We start from the raw sequence: 24,590 nt of genomic DNA, 5'->3' as shown, positions 1-24,590 counted from the left end.
AGCCCGGTGTTATTTTTTCTGAAAGTAATTATACAATAATTTTGAATAATCTGAACCGGTATTGATATTCATAAAACTGGCAGAGCTATTGGCAAAATCTTCTTCCAGAGCTCTCAGTTTTTGTTTTTGAGCTTCTGCAAAGGTATACCGCCACCTCGCGCTGGAAGTATTGGCCCATATTTCTTTTCCGGTTTCCACATCTAGTAAACGCGCATATCCTATATCCGGAATTTCGTTGTCTTTTTCATCGTAAACCCTCATCCCCAGCAGCTGATGTTTCTTTGACGCTACTCTCAGCATTTTGGAATCGTACTCATCTTCAAAATCCGAAAACAGGAAAACCAGAGATTTTCTTTTAAAAATTCCCATCATGTATTCCATCGCTTTATCTATTTTGGATTCTGCGGGAACATAATCTGCGGTCAGAATAGTACTGATGATGGAAAGGATGTGCTTTCTTCCCTTTTGAGGAGGAATTACTTTATATACCTTATCAGCAAACAGAATTAATCCTACTTTATCATTGTTGCCAGCGGCTGAAAATCCTAAACTGGCTGCAATTTCTGCGACATATTCTCTTTTCAGCTGAACTTGTGTTCCATAATCCATGGAAGCGGAAATATCAACAAGAATCATCATCGTCAGCTCCCTTTCTTCTTCCATAACTTTTACAAATGGCTCACGGAAACGCGCAGTTTTGTTCCAGTCGATTCTTCTGATTTCATCTCCAAACTGATAAGGGCGCACTTCCGAAAAAGTCATCCCCTGGCCTTTAAAGGCGCTGTGATATTGCCCCATTAAAGCAGCCTCCGTCTTTTTTCTGGTACGGATTTCAATCTGCTTTACTTTTTTTACAATATCTTTTATCTGCATAGATGCGTTTAAAATTTAACGTTAACTGTTGATTTGCGGGTCACGGGTTTCGGATTAATCCTGAAACTCAATAGATACATTTGACCACTCATTATCAAACTTTGTGTTGTATTTTTTATAAAAATTGATGGCCGGTTCATTCCAATTCAGTACCTGGAAGACCATTCCGCTGTAATGATTGGCTTTACCAAACTCCAGCGTGGCATCAAATAACTTTTTTCCTATTTGCTTTCCTCTCAGCTTTTCTGTTACAACAAGATCTTCAAGATACAGCCTTCTTCCCTTCCATGTTGAATATCGGTCATAATACAAAGATATTCCTACAATCTCACCTTCATATTCTGCCACAAAAGCACCCCAAACAGGCGAAGCACCAAAACCATCCTGCGTAAAATCATCCAGTGTTACCGTTACTTCATGCAGTGCCTTTTCATATTCTGCCAATTCCCGGATTAAATTCAGCATGGCAGCACAGTCCTCCTTAACTGCTTTTCTGATTATTACATCACTCATTATGGTGCCTGGATTTTTGCCAAAATTCTGTTGATGATCTCTTCTGTTGTCACTTCTTCAGCTTCAGCCTCAAAAGTTAAGCCCATCCTGTGTCTTAAAACATCTTTTGCCAGTGCTTTTACGTCTTCAGGAATTACAAAAGCTCTTCCCTTCAGGAACGCATAAGCTCTCGAAGCGATGGCAAGGTTAATAGATGCCCTTGGAGATGCTCCGAAGCTGATATAATTTTTAAGCTCAGAAAGACCGTAATTTTCCGGATAACGTGTTGCAAACACCATATCCAGGATATATTTTTCGATTTTCTCATCCAGATAGATCTGGTTGATCAATTCTTTTGCATCCACAATATCCTGAAGGGCAATCACCGGCTTCACCGTTGGCTGATGAGATGTAGAAACCATTCTCATCACCTGTCTTTCATCTTCGAAGGCAGGATAATCTATGGTACACTTCAGCATGAAACGGTCACTCTGTGCTTCAGGCAGAAGATAAGTTCCTTCCTGATCAATCGGGTTTTGGGTGGCCAATACCAGAAACGGTTTTGGGAGCTTCATGGTTTCGTCACCAATTGTCACCTGCTTTTCCTGCATTACCTCCAAAAGCGCAGACTGCACTTTCGCCGGCGCACGGTTGATCTCATCCGCTAATACAAAATTGGCAAATACAGGTCCTTTTTTTATTGAAAAATCATTATCCTTGATATTGAAAATCATGGTTCCCACTACATCAGCAGGAAGCAGATCCGGGGTAAACTGGATCCTTGAAAACTCACCATGAACGGCATCAGCCAGTGTCTTTATCGCAAGAGTTTTGGCCAGTCCCGGCACTCCTTCCAAAAGAACGTGACCATTCCCCAGAAGCCCCACCAGAAGCCGGTCTATCATATATTCCTGTCCAATAATAACTTTGTTGATTTCCTGTCTCAGAAGAGAAAATAAGTAGTTTTTTTCCTTTACTTTTTCCGTCAATTGGCGGATATCTTCAGCTTGATATATCTCTGACATAGCTTGATTTAAAATAAGTGGTAAATTTCTGATAAATACTTGCATTAATCAACATAATAAATGCTATTTTTGAGTTAAAGTTTGTTAAATATTCCTCTATTGATGCAAGGTCAGGAACTGCTGAAGTCTTAAAACTCAACAGGATTATCTTATTTTTTTCATAAAAATATATAAATTTCGCTTTAATCACCCGCTCAAAAATTGTCATTTCCAGTTTATTAAACTATTTTTGGTGATTAAAAAAACTGCAAAATGAATTATCATTTTCAAGCGCACAGACAGGTAAGAAAGAACCTTTTAGACGTGCTTCAGAACACCTCTCATGAAGATCTGATTCTGATTCCGGATGGTTTCAACAACAATATCTACTGGAATATTGCACATACGGTTGCTACACAGCAGCTCCTGCACTATTACCTGAGTGGAAATCCCTTCCGTATTGATAAATACTGGATTGAAACCTATAAAAAAGGAACTTTACCCAACTTAAATGTTCAGAAGTCTGAGGTGGAAGATCTTGAATTTTTACTAACCGAAACTTCCAAGATTTTAATGAAGGATTATGACAGCGATTTCTTTTCGGACTACACTCCATACACCACAAGTTTCGGGATGGATCTGAAAAGCATTCAGGATGCCATTATCTTCAACAACATGCACGAAAGTCTTCACTACGGATATGTGCTGGCGCAGAAAAGAGCAATTCTAGGGGAAAAAGGGAGATAGTGAATTTTGCTGCGCAAGTCAATGGTCAAATGTAAATACGCATTCGCCAGATCGACTTACAAAGAAAATTCACATTTTACAACTCACTATTTAAAATAATAAGATGACAGATAAAAAAGACGATTTTATTTTCGGGCTGCGTCCCGTAATTGAAGCTATTGAAGCGGGAAAAACGATTGACAAGATCTTTGTGCAGAATGCACTTCAGGGTCCTATTTATGCTGAACTAAAAGCTATTTTAGCGAAAAATAAAATCCGTCCCAATTATGTTCCGGTTGAAAAGCTTAACCGTTTTACAAGAAAAAACCACCAGGGAGTGGTTGCATTTATCTCAGATGTACCATTCCATAAAGTGGAGGATATTGTTCCACAATTATTTGAACAGGGAAAAACTCCTTTTCTTTTAATTCTGGACAGACTTACTGATGTAAGAAACTTTGGAGCCATCTGCAGAACGGCAGAATGTGTAGGAATTGATGCGGTAATCATCCCGGAAAAAGGTGCGGCACCCATCAATTCAGATGCAATTAAAACGTCTGCAGGAGGCATCTATAATATCAAAATATGTAAAGAAAACAATCTGGCACACACCGTAGATTTTCTTCAGCAAAGCGGAATTTCCGTTTATGCTGCCAGCGAAAAAGCCCAGAAACTGATCTATGATGTCAACTTTACTGAGCCCTGCGCTATTGTAATGGGAAATGAAGAAACGGGAATTTCCAAAGAAGTTCTTCATCATGCCGACGAAAAAATAAAACTTCCTATTGAGGGAAAAACTCAGTCTCTGAATGTTTCTGTAGCATGTGGTGCGATTTTGTATGAAGCGGTAAGACAGAAAATGACAGCGATACCAACTTCGTAAACCATGAAAATAAAGATCCTTTTACCCATATTTTTTGCCCCATTCGTTATGAATGCGCAGACAAAAAAAACAGCAACAGATAACCGTCTCGTCACCGATCTAGATAAGATGGTTCAGAAAGAAGCACTCGCTTATATGCAGAATCCCGCCCGTGTGGGAATTTCAATAGGCGTTATAAAAGACGGTAAAAGTTATTTTTATAATTACGGAACCACGGAACTCGGAAAATCAGAACTTCCCACTTCCAAAAGCCTGTATGAGATTGCATCCATTACCAAAACATTTACCGGTACTCTTCTGGCACATGCTTTAGCAGATGGAAAAATCAAAATGAGTGATGATATCCGTAAGTATCTGGATGGAAATTATCCTAATCTGGAGTTTGAAAAACATCCCATAACGATCGGTAACCTTACCAATCATTCATCAGGATTACCTCAGTTTTTGCCGGACCAGTCGGAAACATTCAAAAAACCGATGGACTCAGTAGCCTTAGCACTCTCTGATTTTTATAAAAACTATTCGAAAAAGAAGTTTTATGAAGATCTTCATCAGGCTAAAATAGATTTTGTGCCGGGAACTGAGTACAAGTATTCCAATACAGGGACACAGATTGCGGGAGATATCCTTGAAAAAGTATATCATAAAAGCTACGCAGATCTGCTTTCAGAGTTTATTACCAAGCCTCTGAATATGAATCAAACCATTCTTGGTACGAATTCTGCTCAGCTATTGACTTGCTATAATGAAACAGGAAAGGTAATGCCCAGAAATTTCACAACTGTTTTTGCTCCGGCAGGTGGAATTGTGACCAATACAGAAGACTTGGTGAAATATATGCAGTATCATCTGGACGAAAGCAATCACTATGTGAAAACCTCCCACACGCCCTTGGTAAAAGGGGAAGGCGACGGCATTGGATTATACTGGAGAATCCACAATTATGAAGACGGCAGTAAAACCGTTTATCATACGGGTGGCACATTTGGTTTTTCAAGTGTCCTCCAGATCTATCCTTCAAAAAACATGGGAGTGGTTATCCTTTCCAATGAATCGGATGGTGAATCCCAGGGAAAACTGCAGGATATTGCAGACAATTTATTAAGAAATAGTAGTAAAAAATAAAGTTAAAAAAATCGAATGAAGAACATTGCAGCGCTTGCGCTTATATCATCAATAGCTCTTGTATCTTGTAAAAAAGAAACAGCAAAAATAACGAAAGTAGATCCTAAAACCGGAAAAACAGTAACAATAGAAGTTCCTGCTGATTCTGTAGCGAAAGTTGCGGAAAATCCGGCAATCAAAGATTCTGCGGGCGTTATCAAACAGACTTTTAAGCTTGAAAAAGGCAAAACTTATCCTCTTACAACCTATCAGAGAGATGTAAAAACGATGACGGATCCTCAGGGAAAATCCATCACTGCAACCAGTGAATCTACAGATGAAATGAATTTCGTAGTCAATGATATTAAAGGAGATGTCTATGATATGACCCTTAATCTTGTTGCGAAGAGAAATTCTCAGTCTGCACAAGGAAAAACAGTAGTGGTAGATACAAAATTGCCAATCCCTAAGGAAGATGATCTTAAAATGATCTGGAACGTCAATAAAGCACTTACAGGAAACAAACTTGCCATGAAAATGGATACGAAAGGGAATGTCATTTCTATTACAGGATTTGATGCCGTGTATGCCAAAGTGGGAACTGCTGTAGGAACTCTTATCAAAGATGCCAATCAGAAAGCCAGCGTAGTGGCAAGCCTTAAAGAATCTTTTAACGAAAAAGTATTGAAAGACCAGTTTCATAAAAACCTGATGATTATTCCTAAAAAAGGAGTGAAAATTGGAGAAAAATGGTCAACTTCTGAAAATGCAGATCCAAGCGGAAATGTAAAGGTAACCTCTAATTATGTAATGAAAAGTTTAGGAAACGGAACCGCAGAAATTGCAGTTACCGGAGGAATTCCTAAGAAAACCGAAAAGAAAGCTCAGGGGCCTATCACCCACAGCCTGAGCAGTGAACTGGTTCAGAACGGAACCATTAAGTTTGACGAAAGCACAGGATGGATTACCAACCAGAATATCAATGTAAAAACAACACAGGTAGAAACCATTTCAGACGGAAAACAGTCTCAGTCTATGAAAAGCGTTTCCAATTCTTCTGTAATGGTAAACCCCTCTGCTAAATAACTGAATTAAATGCATTCAGGGTTTAATTTTAAACCCTGAACTTTAAATTTTAATATTATGAAGTACATTCTTGAGTTAGTACTTACTGCCATTATTATTTTCTTTGTATGGAATATTCTTAAACGAATTTTCTTTAAAACATTTTATAGTTACCGTTTTAATAACAACAATCCAAAAAACGGGCAGCAGGACCTACACAACTCGAATAAGAATAACAAAAAGAACCTCAACTGGGATGCAGAAACCGTAGACTATGAAGAGGTGAAAGAGAGTAAAGACAAAAGGTAAAAATTCCAAGAAATAAAAGATAATAACCAGCATGGCAAAAAATAAAAACTTAATTTATATTGCAGCTTCATTAGTCGTATTTATAGTTTTAGCATTTTTATATTCCACTCCTGTACTTACAGGCAAACAGCTTTTTCAGCACGATATTGTGCAGTATAGAGGAGGAGCAAAAGAACTGCTCGACTACCGGGCTGATACCGGAAATGAAACCTACTGGAGCGACTCCATGTTTGGAGGAATGCCTACCTATCAGATGGGAAGCCAGTTCAAAGGGGACATCATCAAGAAAATCGACAGCAATCTGAATTTCCTGCCAAGGCCGGTAAATTATCTCTTCCTGCTTTTTGCAGGTTTTTTCCTTTTGGGAATGGTGGTAGTCAGAAACTGGAAGTATGCCTTGCTGGGAGCTACTTTCTTCGGACTTTCAACCTATTTTTATATCATTATAGCAGCAGGACATAATGGTAAAGTAAACACGATTGAATATTTTGCCCCGCTTTTAGCCGGAATTTTACTTGTGTACATCAGGAAGCAATATATCTGGGGATTCATTGTCACTACCCTCTTTATGGGACTGCAGATTGCAGCCAACCACCCTCAGATGACGTATTATCTTTTCCTTGCGTTAGGATTCTTATTCTTGTCTGAGCTGATCAGAGCTGTTCAGAAAAAGACACCTATGAAGCACTTCCTGATCTCTTCAGGTATTATTGCAGCATCGTGTATTATCGGGGTTGGAATGAATTCACAGAGAATCATGGCCAATTCTGAATATGTAAAAGAAACCGTTCGTGGAAAGCAGATTTTGGATAACGAAAGCCATACTTCAGGAAAATCAGGAATGGACAAAGAAAGTATGCTGATGTGGAGCTACGGGCAGCTTGAAACTTTAAATCTCTTCATCCCAAGATTAATGGGAGGAGGAAGCCAGGAACCGGAAGGAAAAGAAATGATGAGCAAAGTTCAGGAGCTTGTACAGGAAAACGTAGGTTCACAGGCGGAAATGGACAGAATCTCTAAAGGTTTCGGCGGAATGACCTACTGGGGAGACCAGCCGGGAACTTCCGGACCTGCCTATCAGGGAGCTATTGTATGTTTCCTTGCAGTGTTAGGATTTTTCTTTGCATCCAAAAAATACCGTTACTGGATTTTAGGAGCTTCAATCCTGACCATTTTACTGGCCTGGGGAAGCAATTTTATGCCTTTATCCGATTTCTTTATTGATTATGTACCGTTCTATAATAAATTCAGAGCACCTTCTTCTATCTTAGTAGTGGTAGAATTACTGTTTCCATTGATTGCCATTCTGGGATTATACAAATTCTTCACGGATGAAAAACTGACTGAAGAATACAAACAGAAAATTCTTCTTTATGTAAGTGGCGGAACATTAGGATTGTTATTGATTCTTTTAATCTTTGGAAAATCGTTATTAGGATTCTCCACTGAGGGCGAAAAGACCTATTTTCCTCCTTTCCTGCTGGATTATCTTGTAGATGAGAGGTATAAATTATTCAGAATAGATGCTATAAAAGCATTTATCTACGTTGCCATTACAGCAGCAGCTCTGTTCTTAACTTTAAAGAAAAAGCTTAATCAGAATATTGCTTTAGTAGTAATAGGAGTCGTGAGTTTATTTGATCTTTGGACGGTAAACAAGCGTTATTTAAATGATGAAAACTATGTAGATAAGATCTTTGCCGAAAATCCTTTCCAGACAGAAAGTTCAGACCTTCTTGCTGAAAAAGTTCAGGGAAATCCTAATCTGGAATCTATTCTGGGTAATGTGAACATCAACAAAACATTGGAAACCATTGCTGAAAAAGACAAAACACACTACAGAATTTACAATCAGACACTGGGAGTGACAAGTGAAACCAATACGTCTTATTTTAAAGCTTCAATCGGTGGTTATCATGCTGTGAAATTAAGAAGATATGATGATGTATTGAATGAGTATATCAACAATGTCGACAGTGTAAAAACGCCTAATGTATTAAATTTATTAAATGCTAAATATCTGGTGTTTGGAGGGCCTGACCAGCCACAGGTGGTTCCTAATCCCAAAGCCAATGGAAATGCATGGTTTGTAAGCGACCTGAAGTTTGTAGACAGTCCTAATCAGGAAATTAAAGCAATCGGAACTATTGACAACAAAAAGACAGCAGTTATTGCATCAGCTGATAAAGCCTATTTTGCAGACAAACCAGTTCAGGCAGATTCTACAGCATTCATCAATCTTACGAAATATCAGCCCAACGAACTTGAATTTAAATCTCAGTCGAAGACCCCACAATTAGCGGTATTCTCTGAAGTGTACTATCCTCACGGGTGGAAAGTGCTTGTAGATGAGAAAGAAGTTCCATATATCAAAGCAGATTATTTACTTCGTGCAGTGCATGTTCCGGCAGGAAATCACCACATCAGAATGGTTTTTGAACCGGAAGTCATTGAAAAAGGAAAATGGGTTTCTCTTCTTTCATTCGGATTGTTTATCCTATTGTCTGCATTTGGAATTTTCTGGATGAATAAGAACAGGAAAAAAGAGATTGCAGCTGAGCACAAAGCATAAAATTAATTATTGCGGTATGTCATTCTGAATGACACAGAAATAAATAAATGGAACAGAAGAAAATATTGATTATCACCTATTACTGGCCTCCTGCGGGAGGTCCTGGTGTTCAAAGATGGCTGAAGTTTGCAAAATATCTGCCGGATTTCGGCTGGAAACCCATCATCTACACTCCCGAAAATCCAAGCTACCCATTGCTGGATGAAACACTGATGAAAGATGTTCCTGAAAACATTGAAATGGTAAGAACCAAAATCTGGGAACCTTATCAGCTGGCTGAAAAACTGAATAAAAGCAATAAAAAATTCAAGGCCGGACAATTTGATGTAGGAAAAAATCAAAGCTGGAAATCTAAACTTTCCATTTGGGTAAGAGGCAACTTTTTCATTCCGGATGCCAGAGTTTTTTGGGTAAAACCTTCAATTAAATTTCTGGAAAAATATCTGAAAGACAATACGATTGATACTATTGTCACTTCGGGTCCCCCCCACTCTCTTCATCTGATTGGCTTGGGACTGAAAAGCAAAATGCCCAACCTGAAATGGATTGCTGATTTCCGTGATCCATGGACAGAAATTTCCTATTATAAACATCTGAAATTAACCAAAAGTTCGGATAAAAAACACCGTCAGCTTGAGAGAGCTGTATTTAAAAACGCAGACATTACACTGGCTACAAGCTATACTGATGCCGAAAACTTCAGAAAGGCAGGCGCCAACGCCGTGTGTATTACCAATGGATTTGATGAAAGTGACTCGGAAAATAAGGTTAAGGCGCAAAAGTCTGAAAATCAATTTACTTTAAGTTATATCGGGGTTTTGGAGCAACTTAGAAATCCCGAAAACCTATGGAAGGCTCTTGATGAACTGATCCGCGAAAACGCTGATTTTGCAGCAGATTTCAGGTTAAAATTTGTAGGAAGAATAGATGATAAGATTCTTCAAACCATTGAAAATTCAAGTCTGAAAAATCACATCCTGAATCTTGGCTATCTTGCCCATGGTAAGGCGGTAGAAGAAATGCAGAATTCTGATCTGCTTCTGATCACCAATTTCCCGAATGAATCCTCAAAGGGGATAATCCCCGGAAAAATATTTGAGTACCTGGCTTCAGGAAAACAAATTCTGTCTTTTGGTCCGGAGAAAGCAGATGTTGCAAAAATTCTTGAAGAAACGAAGGCAGGAAAGCACTTTAACTATCAGGATACAGAAATGGTTAAAAAATTTATCCTTGAAAAATTTGAACTTTGGAAAAGTGGCAGCCTTCTCGAAAACACCCAGCATATTGAGCAGTTTTCAAGAAGAAATCTTACCCGCCAGCTGACTGAGGTTTTGAAATAAAAAAAAGTTAGAGGCTGACAATCCGAAGTTATTTCATCTGTCAGCTTCTAACTTTTAACTTTTCAGTTCTATATCGTCCACTGGTCATTCAGAACAGCAACCAGATAGTATTGGCCCTGGAATTCCTCAAACACAAAACGAAGTGTTTTCCAATCCATATTTCCGTACTTTTCGGTTCCTTTAATGTAATTTTCGGTGAAGTCATCTTTAGGATAAATTTCCTTTAAGTTATTCAGAGAATTACCTCCACCGATGAATTTATTGAACGAATATTGTGAGGCAGTAAAATCGTTTGAAAAGACCCATTTACTTAGATAATCATTAATTGTTGCCTTGTAAGGATCTCCGGAACCATCATGTGCCCCCCAGGTAAAAATTGTTTTGGTAGGCTGATATTTTTCAAAATCTGCTTTAGAAAAATGTTTATCTTCTTTTACATTTACAAAAGCATACATGGAAAAACGGACGCCTTTTTCAGGGTGAATGAAAGAAGCGAAAGTGGTATAATCCTTATTTTTCAATGCCTTCAGAAGCTCATCGTTCGTCTGCTTTAAAGCTGCTTCTTTATTAACATTATTCTGAATAGTTCCAGCACTGTCGGTTTTATTTTGTGCGATGGAATCGATTTGATTGGGAACAGGTTTGCCAGCCTCTTTTTTGCAGGCTGTAGCAACACTGAGAACTAATACTGTGCTCATAGCTAATATGGGAATAAATCTTTTTTTCATAGGGTAAAATCTGTAGTGGATAGAAAAAGCACCAAAACTGATGCCAACCATTATAGAATATAGATAAATAACGAATTCATCAAACATTATTTATCATTGATAATTTATAATTTCAGTTGTACCTTTGCTGTATGGAAATTTTGGATATTCTCATTATCGGAGCAGGGCCTATCGGTCTGAACTGTGCTATTGAAGCTCAAAAAAGCAACCTTACCCATGTAATCATAGAAAAAGGGACTATTGTCAACTCACTGTATAATTATCCTTTATACATGCGTTTTTTCTCTACTGCTGAAAAGCTGGAAATTGATAAAATTCCATTTATTTCCACTGCTCCAAAACCCGGAAGACAGGAGGCTTTAGAGTACTATCAGGGAATTGCCCGACAAAAAAAGCTGAACATCAATCTCTACGAAAAGGTGTTGAGTGTTTCGAAAAACGATGAAATATTTGAAATTAAAACGACCAGATCCACCTATCATGCACGGAATGCGGTAATTGCCACCGGATTTTACGACATCCCCAATCTGATGAATATTCCCGGGGAAGACCTTCCTAAAGTAAAGCATTATTACACTGAACCGTATCCTTACGCAAAGCAGAAAATAGTGGTGGTAGGATCAAGCAATTCCGCCGTAGATGCGGCACTGGAAACGTATAGAAAAGGTGCTGAAGTAACAATGGTTGTCCGCCATTCTGAGATTTCAAAAAGTGTAAAATACTGGGTAAAACCGGATATTGAAAACCGAATTGCTGAAGGCAGCATTAAAGCTTATTTTAATGCAGAAATGATCGAAATTAAAGAGGATACAGTTATTTTCAGGGATGAAAATGGAGAAACTCATGAAATTGACAACGATTTTGTACTGGCTATGACCGGCTATCTTCCTGACTTTGATTTTCTAAGAAAGTCAGGAATAGAGCTGAATGGAGATTGCCTGAATCCGTTTTACAATACCGAAACGATGGAAACCAATATTTCGAATCTTTATCTGGCGGGAGTAGTATGCGGAGGAAAAGACACCCATCTCTGGTTCATTGAAAATTCGAGAATTCATGCGGATATGATTATCCGTTCAATTCTTTCTAAACTTTAGAACAGCTCATCTGTTTATCTAAAAAATTCTCGGGCAATTTCTACGAAATTGCCCGAGAATTTTGTTATATGCGTGAATCAGACTGCTGTACTTTATGCTGCATCTTCTTCCACTCTGTTTTTATCCTTCAGCATCCAGGGAATGATAAAGTAAAAACCAATGGCAATCCCCGCAGCCAGCACTCCTGTTCCGATCCATAATATATTGAATCCTAATTTTTCTGCGATCAGAGTTCCTATATATGGAGTAACGATGAAAGCTATGGAAAATGACATTCCGTTCAGTCCCATGTATGCACCTTTATTTCCGGCTCCGGAACGCAGTGCTGTAATTGTTGACATAAAGGGAAGTGTCCATATTTCGCCGACACACAGCAAGGTCATAGAAAGTACAAGCGTAATCATACTGTAATCAAAAGCCAGCATGGTGTAAGAAATACCGCACAGAAAAGTTCCGAACAGCATGGTAAAGGCTAAAGTAAAATACTTCTCAGCAACCTGTACCAGCCCCATTTCCAGCAATACTATCAGAAATCCGCTGTACCCCAGAATATAGCCGATATTTTGCTGGCTCAGATGTGCCGTATCCTTATAAAATATCGTCAGAGTACTGAATAACTGAAAAAAACATATAGAAAACAGCATGCAAAATGCACAATATATCAAAAATTTGCCGTCGCGGTAAGGAGAACTTTCTTTTTTAATCACAATAGCTTCTTTTACTGTTTTAGCTTTCAGTCTGGCTAATCTTGCACGGTCTTTAAAAAACCAGATGTACATCAGCCCGGCCAGCAGTGCAGCCAGCGCATTGCTAAAAAACAGAAATTCATAAGAGATAGCAGATAAAATTCCTCCCAGCGCAGGTCCGATAGAAAATCCAAGATTTACAGCCATCCGGTTCAAAGAGAAAGCTCTCGTAATATTTTCAGGCTTTGCATACTTGGTTATGGCTACCGAGTTGGCAGGGCGGAAAGTTTCACTTACAATACTCTGAGCCAAAATAATACCTGCCAGTCCGGCTTCTGTGGTAAAAAGCGGAATCATACAGAATAAAGGAACACTGAGCAATAAACTCAGACTTTGTACCCTGTACTCTCCTATTTTATCGGTAATCATCCCTCCCAGCCAGGATCCGATAACCGAACCTATTCCAAAAAAGCTCAGCACGATTCCAGAATTTTCAATACTGAAATGTAAATGATTGGTCATATAAACTCCCAGAAACGGAAGTACCATAGAGCCGGCTCTGTTAATGAGCATTACCAATGCCAGCATCCAACTCTCCTGCGAAAGTCCTTTGAAAGAATTGGTGTATATATTGATGAGTTTCACAATTTTTTACATTTTTTAATTAATAATTTGTATCCGGCTTTGGAGTATCGGGCATAAAAAACTTCGTGAATTACGTACGTTTTGCTCCATACCATCAATAAAAAAAACAGGACTTAAAAAAATAAGCCCTGTTTCATTTATCTCTATAAATAAATTTTACTCCGGCTTATAAGAGTCTTTCAAAGTCACAGTTCTGTTGAACACAAAATGGGTGTCCGTAGAATCCTGATCCTTTGTAAAATAACCTATTCTCTGAAACTGTAGGGGTTCTCCAACAGCAACCTCTTTCAGGCTTGGCTCTGCAAATCCTTTTACAATTGTTACAGATTCAGGGTTGATGAAGTTTAAAAAGTCAACATCTTTTTCGGCATCAGGCTGCTCCACGGTAAACAGGTGGTTATAAGTTCTCACTTCTACAGGAATAGCATGCTTTGCAGATACCCAGTGTAAAGTACCTTTTACCTTTCTTAAACTTTCTTCTGTTCCGCTTCCGGATTTACTTTTCTCATCGTAAGTAGCGTAGATGGTAGTGATCTCACCATTTTCGTCCTTCTCTACTCTTTCAGCTTTGACGATGTAAGCAGATTTTAAACGAACTTCTCCGCCCAGCTTAAGCCTGAAAAATTTATTGTTAGCTTCCTCTTTGAAGTCTTCACGTTCAATATACAATTCTCTTGAGAATGGAACTTCTCTTGTACCGGCATTTTCCTGCTCAGGATTATTTTCAGTTTCTAACCATTCTTCTTTATCTTCAGGATAGTTTTCGATCACTAATTTCACAGGATCTACCACTGCCATTACACGCTTCGCCACTTTATTCAGGTCTTCACGTACACAGAAATCCAGCAGCTGGATCTCGATAAGATTTTCTCTTTTCGCTACCCCTACCTTTTCTATAAAGTTTCTGATGGAAGCAGGAGTAAATCCTTTTCTTCTCATCCCGGAAATAGTAGGCATTCTAGGATCATCCCATCCGGTCACTACCCCTTCAGCCACTAATCTCTGTAACTTTCTTTTGGAAGTAATCATGTAGGAAACATTCATCCTTGCAAATTCTCTCTGCTTGTTTTTAACCTTTCCTTCTTCGTAAACCTGATCCAAATACCAGTTGTATAATGGTCTGTGATTTTCAAATTCCAGAGAACAAAGCGAGTGCGAAATTTGCTCAATATAATCGGATTCACCATGAGCCCAGTCGTACATCGGATAAATTTTCCAGGCTGTACCTGTTCTGTGGTGGGGCTTATTCAAAATTCTGTACATCACAGGGTCACGCATATTCATATTAGGAGACACCATGTCGATTTTGGCACGAAGAGACATTGAGCCGCTTTCAAATTCACCGTTTTTCATCCTTTCGAATAAATCTAAAGACTCTTCAACAGGACGGTTTCGGTACGGAGATTCAATTCCCGGTTCGGCAGGATTTTTTCTTTGTTCAGTAATCACTTCAGAAGGCTGCTCATCTACATAAGCTTTTCCTTCTTTAATAAGCTGTACTGCCCAATCATAAAGCTGCTGGAAGTAATCGGATGCATACAAAACTTTATCCCATTTGAAACCCAGCCATTCAACATCTTTCATGATAGAATCTACGAATTCCTGTTCTTCTTTTTCAGGGTTCGTATCGTCAAAACGAAGGTTTACGGGAGCGTTGTATTTTTCACCAAGACCGAAGTTGATGCAGATCGCTTTTGTATGCCCTACATGCAGGTAACCATTCGGTTCAGGGGGAAAACGGAAACGGATCTGCTCTCTTTTCAGACCGTTTGCCAGATCATCTTCAATAATTTGCTCAATAAAATTGAGTGATTTTTTTTCTTCTTCCATTAAAGTAGCTTTTATTTTTTAGCAAAAAAAGTTTCACAAAGTTACGGAAAAATAAGCGTTTGTAAAAGTGATAATTTAAAAGCATGATCCATTGTATTTCAGGAATTTTCAGTAATTTAGGAAAAGCTAAAACCATTTAATCCAATATCATTCATGGCCGTCTATATCTTAAGTAACCGGAAAATAGTTCGTCATAAGGGTGAGAAAGAAGACTCTTTTTCCAATGATGAATATTCGATTCCCAATTTCAGGATCGCCAAATGTGATTTTGACAATTATAAGGAACCGACTGCTCAGGCTAAAAAGAAGAAGGATTATACCAACAGGAATATCTTAAACTACCACCTTTTCTCCGAACCTGAAAAACAAGGCTATGAAGAAGTTTTAGACGTTTTGCTGAGCGAAAAAGGAATCAAAAAATCTCCTCTTACAGCCAATAACCTCGGCGGAACCCAGAGAATGTTTTATGAACTGTACAAAAACATGTCTGCCACCAAAGAAAGAAGTGACGTTCTTATATTCATCCACGGCTATCTGTATGATTTTGATGATGAACTGAAAGCAATTCTTGATCTGAAAAAAATATTCATTGATAATCCCGCATCTCCTGTAGAACATATTTTATTTATAAGCTGGCCGGCTTCCGGAAGCATTATGCCGCTGAGTTATTTTGATGATAAAGCTTCCAGTATCAATTCAGGGTCATCTCTGATGAGAATGTTTTACTTCTATACTCAGTTTTTAAAAGATATTTTTTCCAACCGTGATCTTAAACCCTGCAACCAGAGAATCCATATCATGGCTCATTCGTTGGGGAACAGAGTACTTCAAAGTATGCTGTACAGTCTTAAAAAAGAAAATATCCTGAGGGTGATCGACCAGGTTTTACTGTTAAATGCGGATGTGAGCTATAAAGTATTTGAAGATTCTGAAGATTCTTACAATAAACTTCCATTATTAGCCAACCGAATTTCCATTTATCTGAACAGGCAGGACGCCGTTTTGGGAATTTCCCAGTTTACAAAAAATATTCTGACCCCGAGACTCGGTAAAAACGGGCCTGGTAATATTGAGCAATATAAAGATATTGTGTCCATAATTGACTGTACGTTTGTAAAAGATGATCTTTTGAACAGCTTTAAGTATGAAGTGGGAAATCACTGGGGGTATCTTTCCAGCTCACAGGTACAAAATGACATTTTTCAGAACTTACATGGAATTGACAGAAATCTTATCACCACCAGAGTAAAAGACAGTGAAAATGTTTTCACCATAATTTCGTAACAAATAATTAAAATTATCCTTAAAAAAATGAACTTTGCGTTAAAATTAGCCCTATTTCCAAGTATGGCATAAAGATTGCCAATTCAATCTGTAGGGAATTACAATTTTTTATTATGGAACAGATTAAAAAAAGGTTTTCTTATATTTTAAGATATATCAAGAAAGCCATCTTCGTAAAAGATGTGATTTAACTGAATTGATAACTTTAAAACAAAAAACTATCCGGCCCAACAACTACTTTACCTTATAAACATTACCAAAATACCAATATTATTCCTACAATTCTTATGCAGGAATGCATTGTCATTTCTGCCCGTGAAATTTATTTCTGAAGGTCTTTCTTACTGGTAAACAGAATATCAAGCATAACATAAAACTTTCACAATAAAGTTAAATATTACAAAAATAATTCCCCACATGTTGTATAATTAAAAAAAGTTTTCGACATTTACTTACCAATCAAATAAAATTAATAACATGAAAAATCTAAAAAAAATCAAAAGAGGAGACTTAAAAACCATCAAAGGAGGAAGACCTCCTCTTGGGTGTAACAGCTGGAACCCCGTTGCGATGTGCTGCAGATCTTGGGCACCAGATTACTGCGGACAAACTACATGTCCGGACTCACCTCCACCATTATGCTGATAAACTTTCTGCAGTTATATTTTGAACCATAACAGCTCATTTCTGAGTTCCAGATCGGATTCAAAATTATTGACAAATAAAGCTCCAGTGCCTAAACCTTGAGGCATTGGATTTTTTTTGGTAAATGTATACTGTGCAATGGCATTCAAACCAATATTACTTTCCAGTGCGGATGTAATCCACCAGCCGATATGTTGACTTTCTGCCAGGGAAATCCACTCATCTGAACCAGAAAAACCTCCCACTAATGCAGGTTTTAAGATGATATACTGAGGCTTAACTGTTTCTAAAAGCTGTTTCTTTTTTTCAGAATCTGTAATTCCGATCAGTTCTTCATCCAAAGCAATCGGAGTGGGTGTGCTGGCACATAATTCGGCCATATCTTGCCAATTTCCGGCCTTAACAGGCTGCTCAATAGAATGAATATGAAGGTCCGCCAGCTGCTGCAGCACAGTAATCGCTTCTTCTTTGCTGAAACCTCCGTTGGCATCTACACGAAGCTCCAGCTGATCTCTGGAGAATTTTTCTCTTAATTTCTGTAGAATGATATGCTCAGATTTCCAATCGACTCCAATTTTTAATTTAATGCAGTGAAATCCCTTTTCCAGCTTTTCCTGAATCTGTTCTTCCATATATCCCGCATCACCCATCCATATCAGACCGTTGATGGTAATGGCAGATTTTCCTTCAGTAAATTCACTCGGAAAATAAATACTGCCGCCATATTTCAGATTCTGAATGGCCTGCTCATATCCAAACCAGATTGATGGAAATTCTTTCAGTTCTTCCTGTAAAACAGCTTTGTCCTGATTGATATTTTCGCAAAGCCATTTTAATTTTTCTTCGTAATCTGGTGTGTCATCAAAACTCAGTCCCCTGAAAACTGCACATTCACCCACCCCTTTTTTCCCGTTCTCAGAAAGCGTAAGAATAAAGGTTTCCTTATCAAGCAAAACGCCTCGAGATGTTCCACTCGGGCGTTTAAATTGTAATAAATATTGTAAATAAGCCGCTTCCATTATTTCACGCTGTCGATACGCATAAATTCTTCTGCTTTTTCCACCATGTCAATACTTCCACAGAAGAACGGAATTCTCTGGTGAAGTTCTGTAGGTTCCACTTCCAAAATTCTTCTGAATCCGTCAGTTGCTTTTCCACCTGCCTGTTCCGCAAGGAATGCCATTGGATTACATTCGTATAAAAGTCTTAGTTTACCATTGGGAGCCTGTGAATAAGAAGGATAGATGTAAATCCCTCCCTTTAGCATATTTCTGTGAAAATCTGCCACCAGAGAACCAATATATCTTGATGTGTAAGGACGGTCGCCTTCTTCCATCTGGCAGTATTTCAGGTAATTTTTAACTCCCTGAGGAAATTTGATATAGTTTCCTTCGTTGATAGAATAAATTTTTCCTGTTTTTGGGAAAGTCATATTCGGATGCGATAGATAATACGTTCCCAATGAAGGATCCAGTGTAAATCCGTTTACTCCGTTTCCTGTCGTATACACAATCATGGTAGAAGACCCGTAAATTACATATCCTGCCGCAATCTGATTGATTCCTTTTTGCAAAAAGTCTTCCAGCTGTACCGGAGTGCCGGGTTCAGTAACTCTTCTGTAGATGGAGAAGATAGTTCCTACGGAAACATTTACGTCAATATTGGAAGAACCGTCCAGAGGATCGATCAGTACTACATATTTGCTTAAGTGGCCGTTTTCGCCACATTTGATATCAATGAAATCATCATTTTCCTCAGAAGCAATACCGCAAACAACCTCTCTTTGAGACAAAGCTGTAATAAAAATTTCATTAGCAATAACATCCAGTTTCTGCTGTTCTTCTCCCTGAACGTTTTGGTTTCCTGCAGCTCCTGTGATATCTACAATTCCGGCTTTATTTACTTCTCTGTTTACCACTTTCGAAGCCAATCTTATTGCACTTAGAAGACGAGAGAATTCCCCTGTAGAATACTGAAAATCGTCCTGTTTATCTATAAGAAATTCTCCTAAAGTCTGTAATGGTTGATTTGACATATTTTTCTTTTTACGTTTTGCCCAAATTTCGGAAAATTTATCTCATTAAGAAAATTTAATTAAAAAAGAGATTACACACTGTATTTCAATACAATACAATCACAAAATAAGATAACACAATGTTATTATTGAAAATTACGTCCCCGAATTTGCCGGTTCCTGCTCATGAAAAATTCAGATTATTTCATGATTTGTTGATTTTAAGGAAATCTTAATTCTATCTCTGCGCTAGGCTATTTCATATCTCGTTGTAAATTTATAATTTTGACGTCCGTAAAAAACTCATGTAATTTTTTATCTAACAATTTTATTTTTAACAATTTAATGAAAATTTTCAAGTTTGGTGGAGCATCAGTAAAAGATGCCGACAGTGTGAAAAACGTGTCTATGGTTCTAAAAAGCCAGGGATTTGCCAAATGCTTGCTGGTGATTTCAGCAATGGGCAAAACGACCAATGAGTTGGAAAAAGTTGTGGAACTTTATTTCAAAAAGGACAACTATCAAACTGAGATTGAAAAGATAAAACGAAAACACATTGAGATTGCGGAAGGACTTTTTCCTGAAAATCACGCGGTTTTCGCTGAGATCAATCTCTTTTTTGATGATATTGATTCTTTTTTAAGAAGAAATAAGTCTCCCAACTACAACTTTGTGTATGATCAGGTGGTAAGCTGCGGAGAAATGATTTCCACAAAAATCGTAAGTGAATATCTGAACGAAATCCAATTTACCAATCAGTGGCTGGATGCCAGAGATTATGTAAAAACAGATAACTCGTACAGAGAAGGTACTGTAGACTGGGCAAGAACGGAAGAGTTTATCTCTCATCTTAATCCTGAAATATGCTACGTAACGCAGGGATTCATTGGTTCTGACGACAATAATTTTACAGTGACGCTGGGAAGAGAGGGTTCTGACTACTCTGCTGCTATATTTGCTTACTGTTTAAATGCTGAAGCCATGACGATCTGGAAAGATGTACCGGGCGTAATGACCGGGGATCCAAGAAAGTTCAGTGATGTAACGCTTCTTTCCAATATCTCCTATGAGGAAGCTATTGAAATGGCATACTACGGGGCAAGTGTAATCCACCCGAAAACCTTACAGCCGCTGCAGCAAAAAAATATTCCTTTTTATGTAAAATCTTTCGTAGATCCTACTAAGGAAGGAACTAAAGTAGGTGCTTCAGACAAAAACCAACAGGAAGAATCTTATATCTTAAAAGAAAATCAGGATCTTTTGAAAATCTCAACAAGAGACTTCTCTTTTATTGCAGAAGACCACATGAGCCTCATTTTCGGATTTTTATCCAAATATAAGATCAAGGTTTCTCTGATGCAGAACTCTGCGATCTCTCTGGCACTGTGCCTTGAGGATAAGTTTAATCATATTGATGAGCTCAATGAAGAGCTTCAAAAAATTTTTAAAACCGAAGCAATTAAAAATGTATCTTTATTCACAGTAAGAAATGCGAAGATGGATCATATTGATAAATTTTACCATGAAAAAAATGTATTGTTGGAACAAATTTCCAAGAATACGCTTCAAATGGTAACACAATAATATTAATTGCGACTAAACACACATGAGTTTAATTTCGAAAAACGATCTGATCAAAGCTTCCGGCTTAAATAAAATTGGGTTTCTCAAGAACCCGGTAGCATCTGCTGTGATGAGCATTGCTAAAATAAACGAAGTAAATAAATTATACGATAAGCTAAAAGACAAGGAAGGCAAAGACTTTTTCGACTCATTTGTGAGAGAAAGAAACCTAAGCTATGTAGCTTTTGAAGAGGATCTGGCAAAGATTCCGAAAACGGGGCCGTTTATTTTGGTTTCCAATCACCCGCTGGGTGCTATTGACGGAATTCTGATGTGCAAGATCTTGTCAGAAGTACGTCCGGATTTCAAGGTGATGGGGAATTTCCTTTTGGAAAAAATCAAGCCTATGGAACCGTACGTAATTTCTGTAAATCCTTTTGAAAACAGAAAAGAAGCTTACAGCAGCTCTTCGGGAATGCGCGAAACGCTCAAGCATCTGCAAAACGGAGGCTGTGTAGGTATTTTCCCAGCAGGAGAAGTTTCTAACAAAAACAATCCGTACGGAGAAATTCTAGATAAAGAATGGGAAAAAACGGCACTTAAGCTGATCAGAATGGCTAAAGTGCCGGTAGTTCCTATGTATTTCCATGCAAAGAACAGCCGACTTTTTTACCAGGTGGCTAAACTTCATCCGAATTTACAGACATTGATGCTTCCCGCAGAAATGATGAATGACAGAGAAAAGCCGATCAGAATCAGGATAGGGCGTCCTATCACTGTAAAGGCCATGGATGACATGGAAACCATTGAGGAATTGGGAGAATTTCTGAAACGCAAGGTATATATGATGAAATCTTACTATGAAAAGAGAAAATCCCTTGCCCAAAGTATTAATCTTCAGAATTTATCTGTAAAATTTCCTCTACTCAAGGAAGAAAATATTGTTCAGAATATTATTGACGAAACTCCTGTGGAAGACATCATAAAAGATGTTGATAAACTGAGAGGAACTGATAAAATGCTGTTCAGCAACGGAAATTATGAGATTTACTTTACTACTTACGAGGAAATCCCTTCTATTATGAGGGAAATCGGACGTCAGAGAGAGCTTACCTTCCGTGCAGTAGGTGAAGGAAGCAATCTTCCGTTTGACCTTGATGAGTATGACAAGCATTACCATCATCTTTTCCTTTGGGATAACGGTGAGAAAAAGCTGGCTGGTGCCTACAGAATGGCATTGGGCAGAGAGGTCATGAAGAAATATGGTATCAAAGGATTCTATACCAGCTCTTTATTTGAGTTTGAGCAGGACATCCACCCTTTCTTTAAAAAGGTGATTGAAATGGGGCGTGCCTACATCTGCCAGGAATATCAGCAGAAACCCCTTCCTCTTTTCCTTTTATGGAGAGGAATTGTGCATGTATGCCTTAGAAATCCTGACCATAAATTCCTTATGGGAGGCGTGAGTATTTCCAACAAATTCTCTGAGTTCTCAAAATCGCTGATGATCGAATTCATGCGTTCCAATTATTTTGATTCCGCCGTAGCTCAATATATCACTCCTAGAAACGAATACAAAGTTAAGCTTCGCGACAGGGATAAGAATATTTTCTTTGAAGAAATGGAATCTGATCTTAACAAACTCGATAAGATTATTGATGATCTGGAACCCGAGCTGAGGCTTCCTGTTCTAATCAAAAAATACATTAAGCAAAATGCAAAAGTAATTGCTTTCAACGTAGATCCCAACTTCAATGATGCCATTGACGGATTAATGTATATCCGCATCAGTGACCTCCCGGAAAACACGATCAAACCGGTATTGGAAGAGATGAGTGAACAGATCAGAAAAGAGCAGGAAAATAATCCGGCTGATAATCAGTAAGTTTTTAACTTTATTTAAAAAAAGTACGATGAATACTTGCTTTGTATAGTAAATCTTACTACTTTTGCATCACTTTAAAACAACGAAGTAAGTCAAACAAAAATACAATGGTTTCTTAGCTCAGTTGGTAGAGCAATGGATTGAAAATCCATGTGTCCCTGGTTCGATTCCTGGAGAAACCACTTGAAAACCTCTAATTTATTTTAGAGGTTTTTTTGTTGTTATCTATTTCCCTGCTCCTGCCCTCTTCCCGCTCTGGTAAAAAAAACAGATTTTTCTCAACTAATTTTATCAAAACAAAAAAATTAATCAAAACCAAGGGAATTAATTTTTTATTCGGCAACTAAAACTTAATTTAGTAGAGCAAATCACTTACAAAAAATAATATGAAATTAAAATTATTAACCGATACATTTCTGGGTATCGCTGCTTTGATTATTTTTCAATCCTGTGCAGAAAACACTGTAGCAACTGCAGATACTGTTGCAGCAATGAAAAACGCTTCAGTTTTTAATAGGGCTTCCTCTTTCAGCGTTCCGGTAGCCGGAAATTCTTTTTTAACCGTAAAGCCAGCAGGCGCCAGCGAGGTTATCACCTCCACCAACTTAGGGAACTGGACCAATTCCAATACGGTAATCAGCACTTATTTCAAAGTGAGCAGCACGGGACCGTTAACCGTTGGATTAAAAGCATCTGTTCCTTCGGGTACAAGTGTGGTAAAGGTAACGATAGGAAACACTTCAAAAAATGTTACCTTAACAGGTTCCGGATATAAAGATTATACCGTTGGTGATTTCACTGTTTCCTCCCCTGGCTATATAAAAATTGATCTGCAAGGTGTTTCTAAAACCGGTGGATATTTTGCGGATGTAACAGATGTAACTTTCAGCGGAGCAGCTTCCGCAGGAACCAATGTTTTCAGCAATGATCCTTCTTACTATTACTGGGCACGCAGAGGGCCTTCCTGCCACCTGAATTATGTAATTCCAACGGCCAGTAATGTGAGCTATTATTACAATGAAGTCACAGTTCCTGCCGGAGAAGATAAAATTGGCTCTTATTTTATGGCGAATGGCTTTAGTGCAGGCTATTTTGGAATGCAGGTGAACTCTGCCACGGAAAGAAGGATTTTGTTCTCCGTATGGAGCCCGTTTGAAACCGATGACCCCAACAATATTCCTCCTGATCACAAAATTATTCTGAACAGAGCCGGTTCCGGAGTAACAATCGGGGAATTTGGTAATGAAGGATCTGGCGGACAAAGTTATTACAAATACAACTGGACTGCTGGACAAACCTACAAATTCTTACTAAAAGGTGAGCCGGACGGAACCGGAAAAACAGATTTTACAGCTTGGTTTTTATCTCCGGATGCTTCGGCATGGAAACTGATAGCCAGCTGGAAAAGACCTCAAACCAGCACTTATCTTAAAAGCTTCTACAGCTTCGTTGAAAATTTCAATCCCGAAAATGGATATCAGGGCAGAAAAGCAGAGTTCAAAAATCAATGGATAAAGACTTCCGATGGCAGCTGGCTGCCAGTTTCAGGGGCAAAATTTAGTGTAGATAATACGTACAATGCAAAACAAAGAATAGATGCAATGGGAGGTACAAGTGGCAGCGCTTTTTTCCTTCAGAATGGCGGATTCTTTAATACAATCGTTCCTCCCGGCACACCGTTTTCAGTAACTGCACCTACACAGGCTCCGGACATAAATTTTTCTGCTCTTCCCTAAAATCGTGACTTACAAATTATCAGCCGGTTACTGTAAATAGTACCGGCTTTTTATTTATTTTCCGTGGCATACCCTATTTTTTGATTGAATAGATTCTTTTTAACATTGA

Annotated in this window: 21 protein-coding genes and 1 tRNA gene; 14 read left to right on the top strand and 8 right to left on the bottom strand. The window is 38.3% G+C overall.

The features are described from left to right. Positions 1-9: 9 nt before the first annotated feature. The 3 genes from BLW74_RS04080 to BLW74_RS04070 are packed head-to-tail and all read right to left on the bottom strand — an operon-like array spanning position 10 to position 2,390. Positions 10-873: a DUF58 domain-containing protein gene (locus BLW74_RS04080; RefSeq protein ID WP_089690156.1), complete on the bottom strand. Its 864-nt coding sequence runs from the start codon at positions 871-873 to the stop codon at positions 10-12. 54 nt (positions 874-927) lie between these two features. Then, positions 928-1,386, bottom strand: a complete 459-nt coding sequence (locus BLW74_RS04075; protein WP_089690155.1) for a GNAT family N-acetyltransferase — start codon at positions 1,384-1,386, stop codon at positions 928-930. Then, on the bottom strand, positions 1,386-2,390 hold the full coding sequence (locus BLW74_RS04070; RefSeq protein ID WP_089690154.1) for an AAA family ATPase: 1,005 nt from the start codon (positions 2,388-2,390) through the stop codon (positions 1,386-1,388). The genes BLW74_RS04075 and BLW74_RS04070 overlap by 1 nt, the downstream gene beginning before the upstream one ends. 252 nt (positions 2,391-2,642) lie before the next feature. On the opposite strand from BLW74_RS04070, the gene BLW74_RS04060 reads away from it, so the two are divergent. The 7 genes from BLW74_RS04060 (at position 2,643) to BLW74_RS04030 (ending at position 10,368) form a co-directional block, all read left to right on the top strand. Continuing rightward, positions 2,643-3,116 (top strand): DinB family protein, encoded by a 474-nt coding sequence (locus BLW74_RS04060; protein ID WP_089690152.1) that lies wholly within the window; start codon positions 2,643-2,645, stop codon positions 3,114-3,116. Positions 3,117-3,219: 103 nt separating this feature from the next. Further along, positions 3,220-3,978 (top strand): 23S rRNA (guanosine(2251)-2'-O)-methyltransferase RlmB, encoded by a 759-nt coding sequence (rlmB, locus tag BLW74_RS04055; RefSeq protein WP_089690151.1) that lies wholly within the window; start codon positions 3,220-3,222, stop codon positions 3,976-3,978. Positions 3,979-3,981: 3 nt separating this feature from the next. Beyond that, positions 3,982-5,103, top strand: a complete 1,122-nt coding sequence (locus BLW74_RS04050; protein ID WP_089690150.1) for a serine hydrolase domain-containing protein — start codon at positions 3,982-3,984, stop codon at positions 5,101-5,103. 15 nt (positions 5,104-5,118) lie between these two features. Next, positions 5,119-6,168, top strand: coding sequence for a DUF6263 family protein (locus BLW74_RS04045; RefSeq protein ID WP_089690149.1), 1,050 nt, complete (start codon positions 5,119-5,121; stop codon positions 6,166-6,168). A gap of 57 nt (positions 6,169-6,225) precedes the next feature. Next, positions 6,226-6,456 carry a hypothetical protein gene (locus BLW74_RS04040; protein WP_089690148.1) on the top strand — a complete coding sequence of 77 codons (231 nt, stop codon included), beginning with the start codon at positions 6,226-6,228 and terminating at the stop codon, positions 6,454-6,456. 31 nt (positions 6,457-6,487) lie between these two features. Beyond that, positions 6,488-9,028 carry a YfhO family protein gene (locus BLW74_RS04035; RefSeq protein WP_089690147.1) on the top strand — a complete coding sequence of 847 codons (2,541 nt, stop codon included), beginning with the start codon at positions 6,488-6,490 and terminating at the stop codon, positions 9,026-9,028. A 47-nt stretch (positions 9,029-9,075) separates the two neighbouring features. Beyond that, positions 9,076-10,368 carry a glycosyltransferase family 4 protein gene (locus tag BLW74_RS04030; protein WP_089690146.1) on the top strand — a complete coding sequence of 431 codons (1,293 nt, stop codon included), beginning with the start codon at positions 9,076-9,078 and terminating at the stop codon, positions 10,366-10,368. A 68-nt stretch (positions 10,369-10,436) separates the two neighbouring features. On the opposite strand, the gene BLW74_RS04025 is transcribed toward BLW74_RS04030, so the two are convergent. Beyond that, a complete protein-coding gene (locus tag BLW74_RS04025; protein ID WP_228424758.1) occupies positions 10,437-11,066 on the bottom strand; it encodes a hypothetical protein in 630 nt (209 codons plus the stop codon). A 161-nt stretch (positions 11,067-11,227) separates the two neighbouring features. Between BLW74_RS04025 and BLW74_RS04020 the strand changes: the two genes are divergently transcribed. After that, positions 11,228-12,193 carry a YpdA family putative bacillithiol disulfide reductase gene (locus tag BLW74_RS04020; protein WP_089690145.1) on the top strand — a complete coding sequence of 322 codons (966 nt, stop codon included), beginning with the start codon at positions 11,228-11,230 and terminating at the stop codon, positions 12,191-12,193. A gap of 92 nt (positions 12,194-12,285) precedes the next feature. Here the strand turns inward: BLW74_RS04020 and BLW74_RS04015 are convergent, their stop codons facing one another. Both BLW74_RS04015 and BLW74_RS04010 read right to left on the bottom strand, forming a co-directional pair. Continuing rightward, positions 12,286-13,467 carry an MFS transporter gene (locus BLW74_RS04015; RefSeq protein ID WP_089690144.1) on the bottom strand — a complete coding sequence of 394 codons (1,182 nt, stop codon included), beginning with the start codon at positions 13,465-13,467 and terminating at the stop codon, positions 12,286-12,288. A gap of 213 nt (positions 13,468-13,680) precedes the next feature. Next, complete coding sequence (locus tag BLW74_RS04010) at positions 13,681-15,354, bottom strand: glutamine--tRNA ligase/YqeY domain fusion protein (RefSeq protein WP_089690143.1); 1,674 nt, start codon at positions 15,352-15,354, stop codon at positions 13,681-13,683. A 153-nt stretch (positions 15,355-15,507) separates the two neighbouring features. Here BLW74_RS04010 and BLW74_RS04005 point away from each other — a divergent pair, with 153 nt between their 5' ends. Then, positions 15,508-16,638 (top strand): alpha/beta hydrolase, encoded by a 1,131-nt coding sequence (locus BLW74_RS04005; RefSeq protein WP_089690142.1) that lies wholly within the window; start codon positions 15,508-15,510, stop codon positions 16,636-16,638. Positions 16,639-17,115: 477 nt separating this feature from the next. Next, positions 17,116-17,283: a bacteriocin-like protein gene (locus BLW74_RS22315; protein ID WP_167358351.1), complete on the top strand. Its 168-nt coding sequence runs from the start codon at positions 17,116-17,118 to the stop codon at positions 17,281-17,283. A gap of 14 nt (positions 17,284-17,297) precedes the next feature. Here BLW74_RS22315 and menC read toward each other — a convergent pair whose 3' ends face one another. Both menC and fbp read right to left on the bottom strand, forming a co-directional pair. Further along, complete coding sequence (menC, locus tag BLW74_RS04000; RefSeq protein ID WP_089690141.1) at positions 17,298-18,302, bottom strand: o-succinylbenzoate synthase; 1,005 nt, start codon at positions 18,300-18,302, stop codon at positions 17,298-17,300. Next, the gene (fbp, locus tag BLW74_RS03995; RefSeq protein ID WP_089690140.1) at positions 18,302-19,318 is read right to left on the bottom strand and encodes a class 1 fructose-bisphosphatase; all 1,017 of its coding nucleotides are present in this window, start codon (positions 19,316-19,318) and stop codon (positions 18,302-18,304) included. Before fbp ends, menC begins: the two co-directional genes overlap by 1 nt. Before the next feature lie 324 nt (positions 19,319-19,642). Between fbp and BLW74_RS03990 the strand changes: the two genes are divergently transcribed. The 4 genes from BLW74_RS03990 to BLW74_RS03975 all read left to right on the top strand — a co-directional run bounded on the left by BLW74_RS03990 (position 19,643) and on the right by BLW74_RS03975 (position 24,481). Further along, positions 19,643-20,881, top strand: a complete 1,239-nt coding sequence (locus BLW74_RS03990; protein ID WP_089690139.1) for an aspartate kinase — start codon at positions 19,643-19,645, stop codon at positions 20,879-20,881. A gap of 22 nt (positions 20,882-20,903) precedes the next feature. Beyond that, complete coding sequence (locus tag BLW74_RS03985; protein WP_089690138.1) at positions 20,904-22,745, top strand: lysophospholipid acyltransferase family protein; 1,842 nt, start codon at positions 20,904-20,906, stop codon at positions 22,743-22,745. A gap of 109 nt (positions 22,746-22,854) precedes the next feature. Continuing rightward, positions 22,855-22,927: transfer RNA gene (locus tag BLW74_RS03980), tRNA-Phe, on the top strand. Between the two features lie 204 nt (positions 22,928-23,131). Continuing rightward, a complete protein-coding gene (locus BLW74_RS03975) occupies positions 23,132-24,481 on the top strand; it encodes a DUF3472 domain-containing protein (protein ID WP_089690137.1) in 1,350 nt (449 codons plus the stop codon). Positions 24,482-24,590: the final 109 nt, after the last annotated feature.

The sequence above is a fragment of the Chryseobacterium culicis genome (assembly GCF_900108365.1).
In the GTDB taxonomy this organism is placed as follows: Bacteria; Bacteroidota; Bacteroidia; order Flavobacteriales; family Weeksellaceae; genus Chryseobacterium; species Chryseobacterium culicis.
The sequence above is the reverse complement of the archived record's forward strand: the minus strand, read 5'-3'. Positions and strand labels throughout refer to the sequence as shown.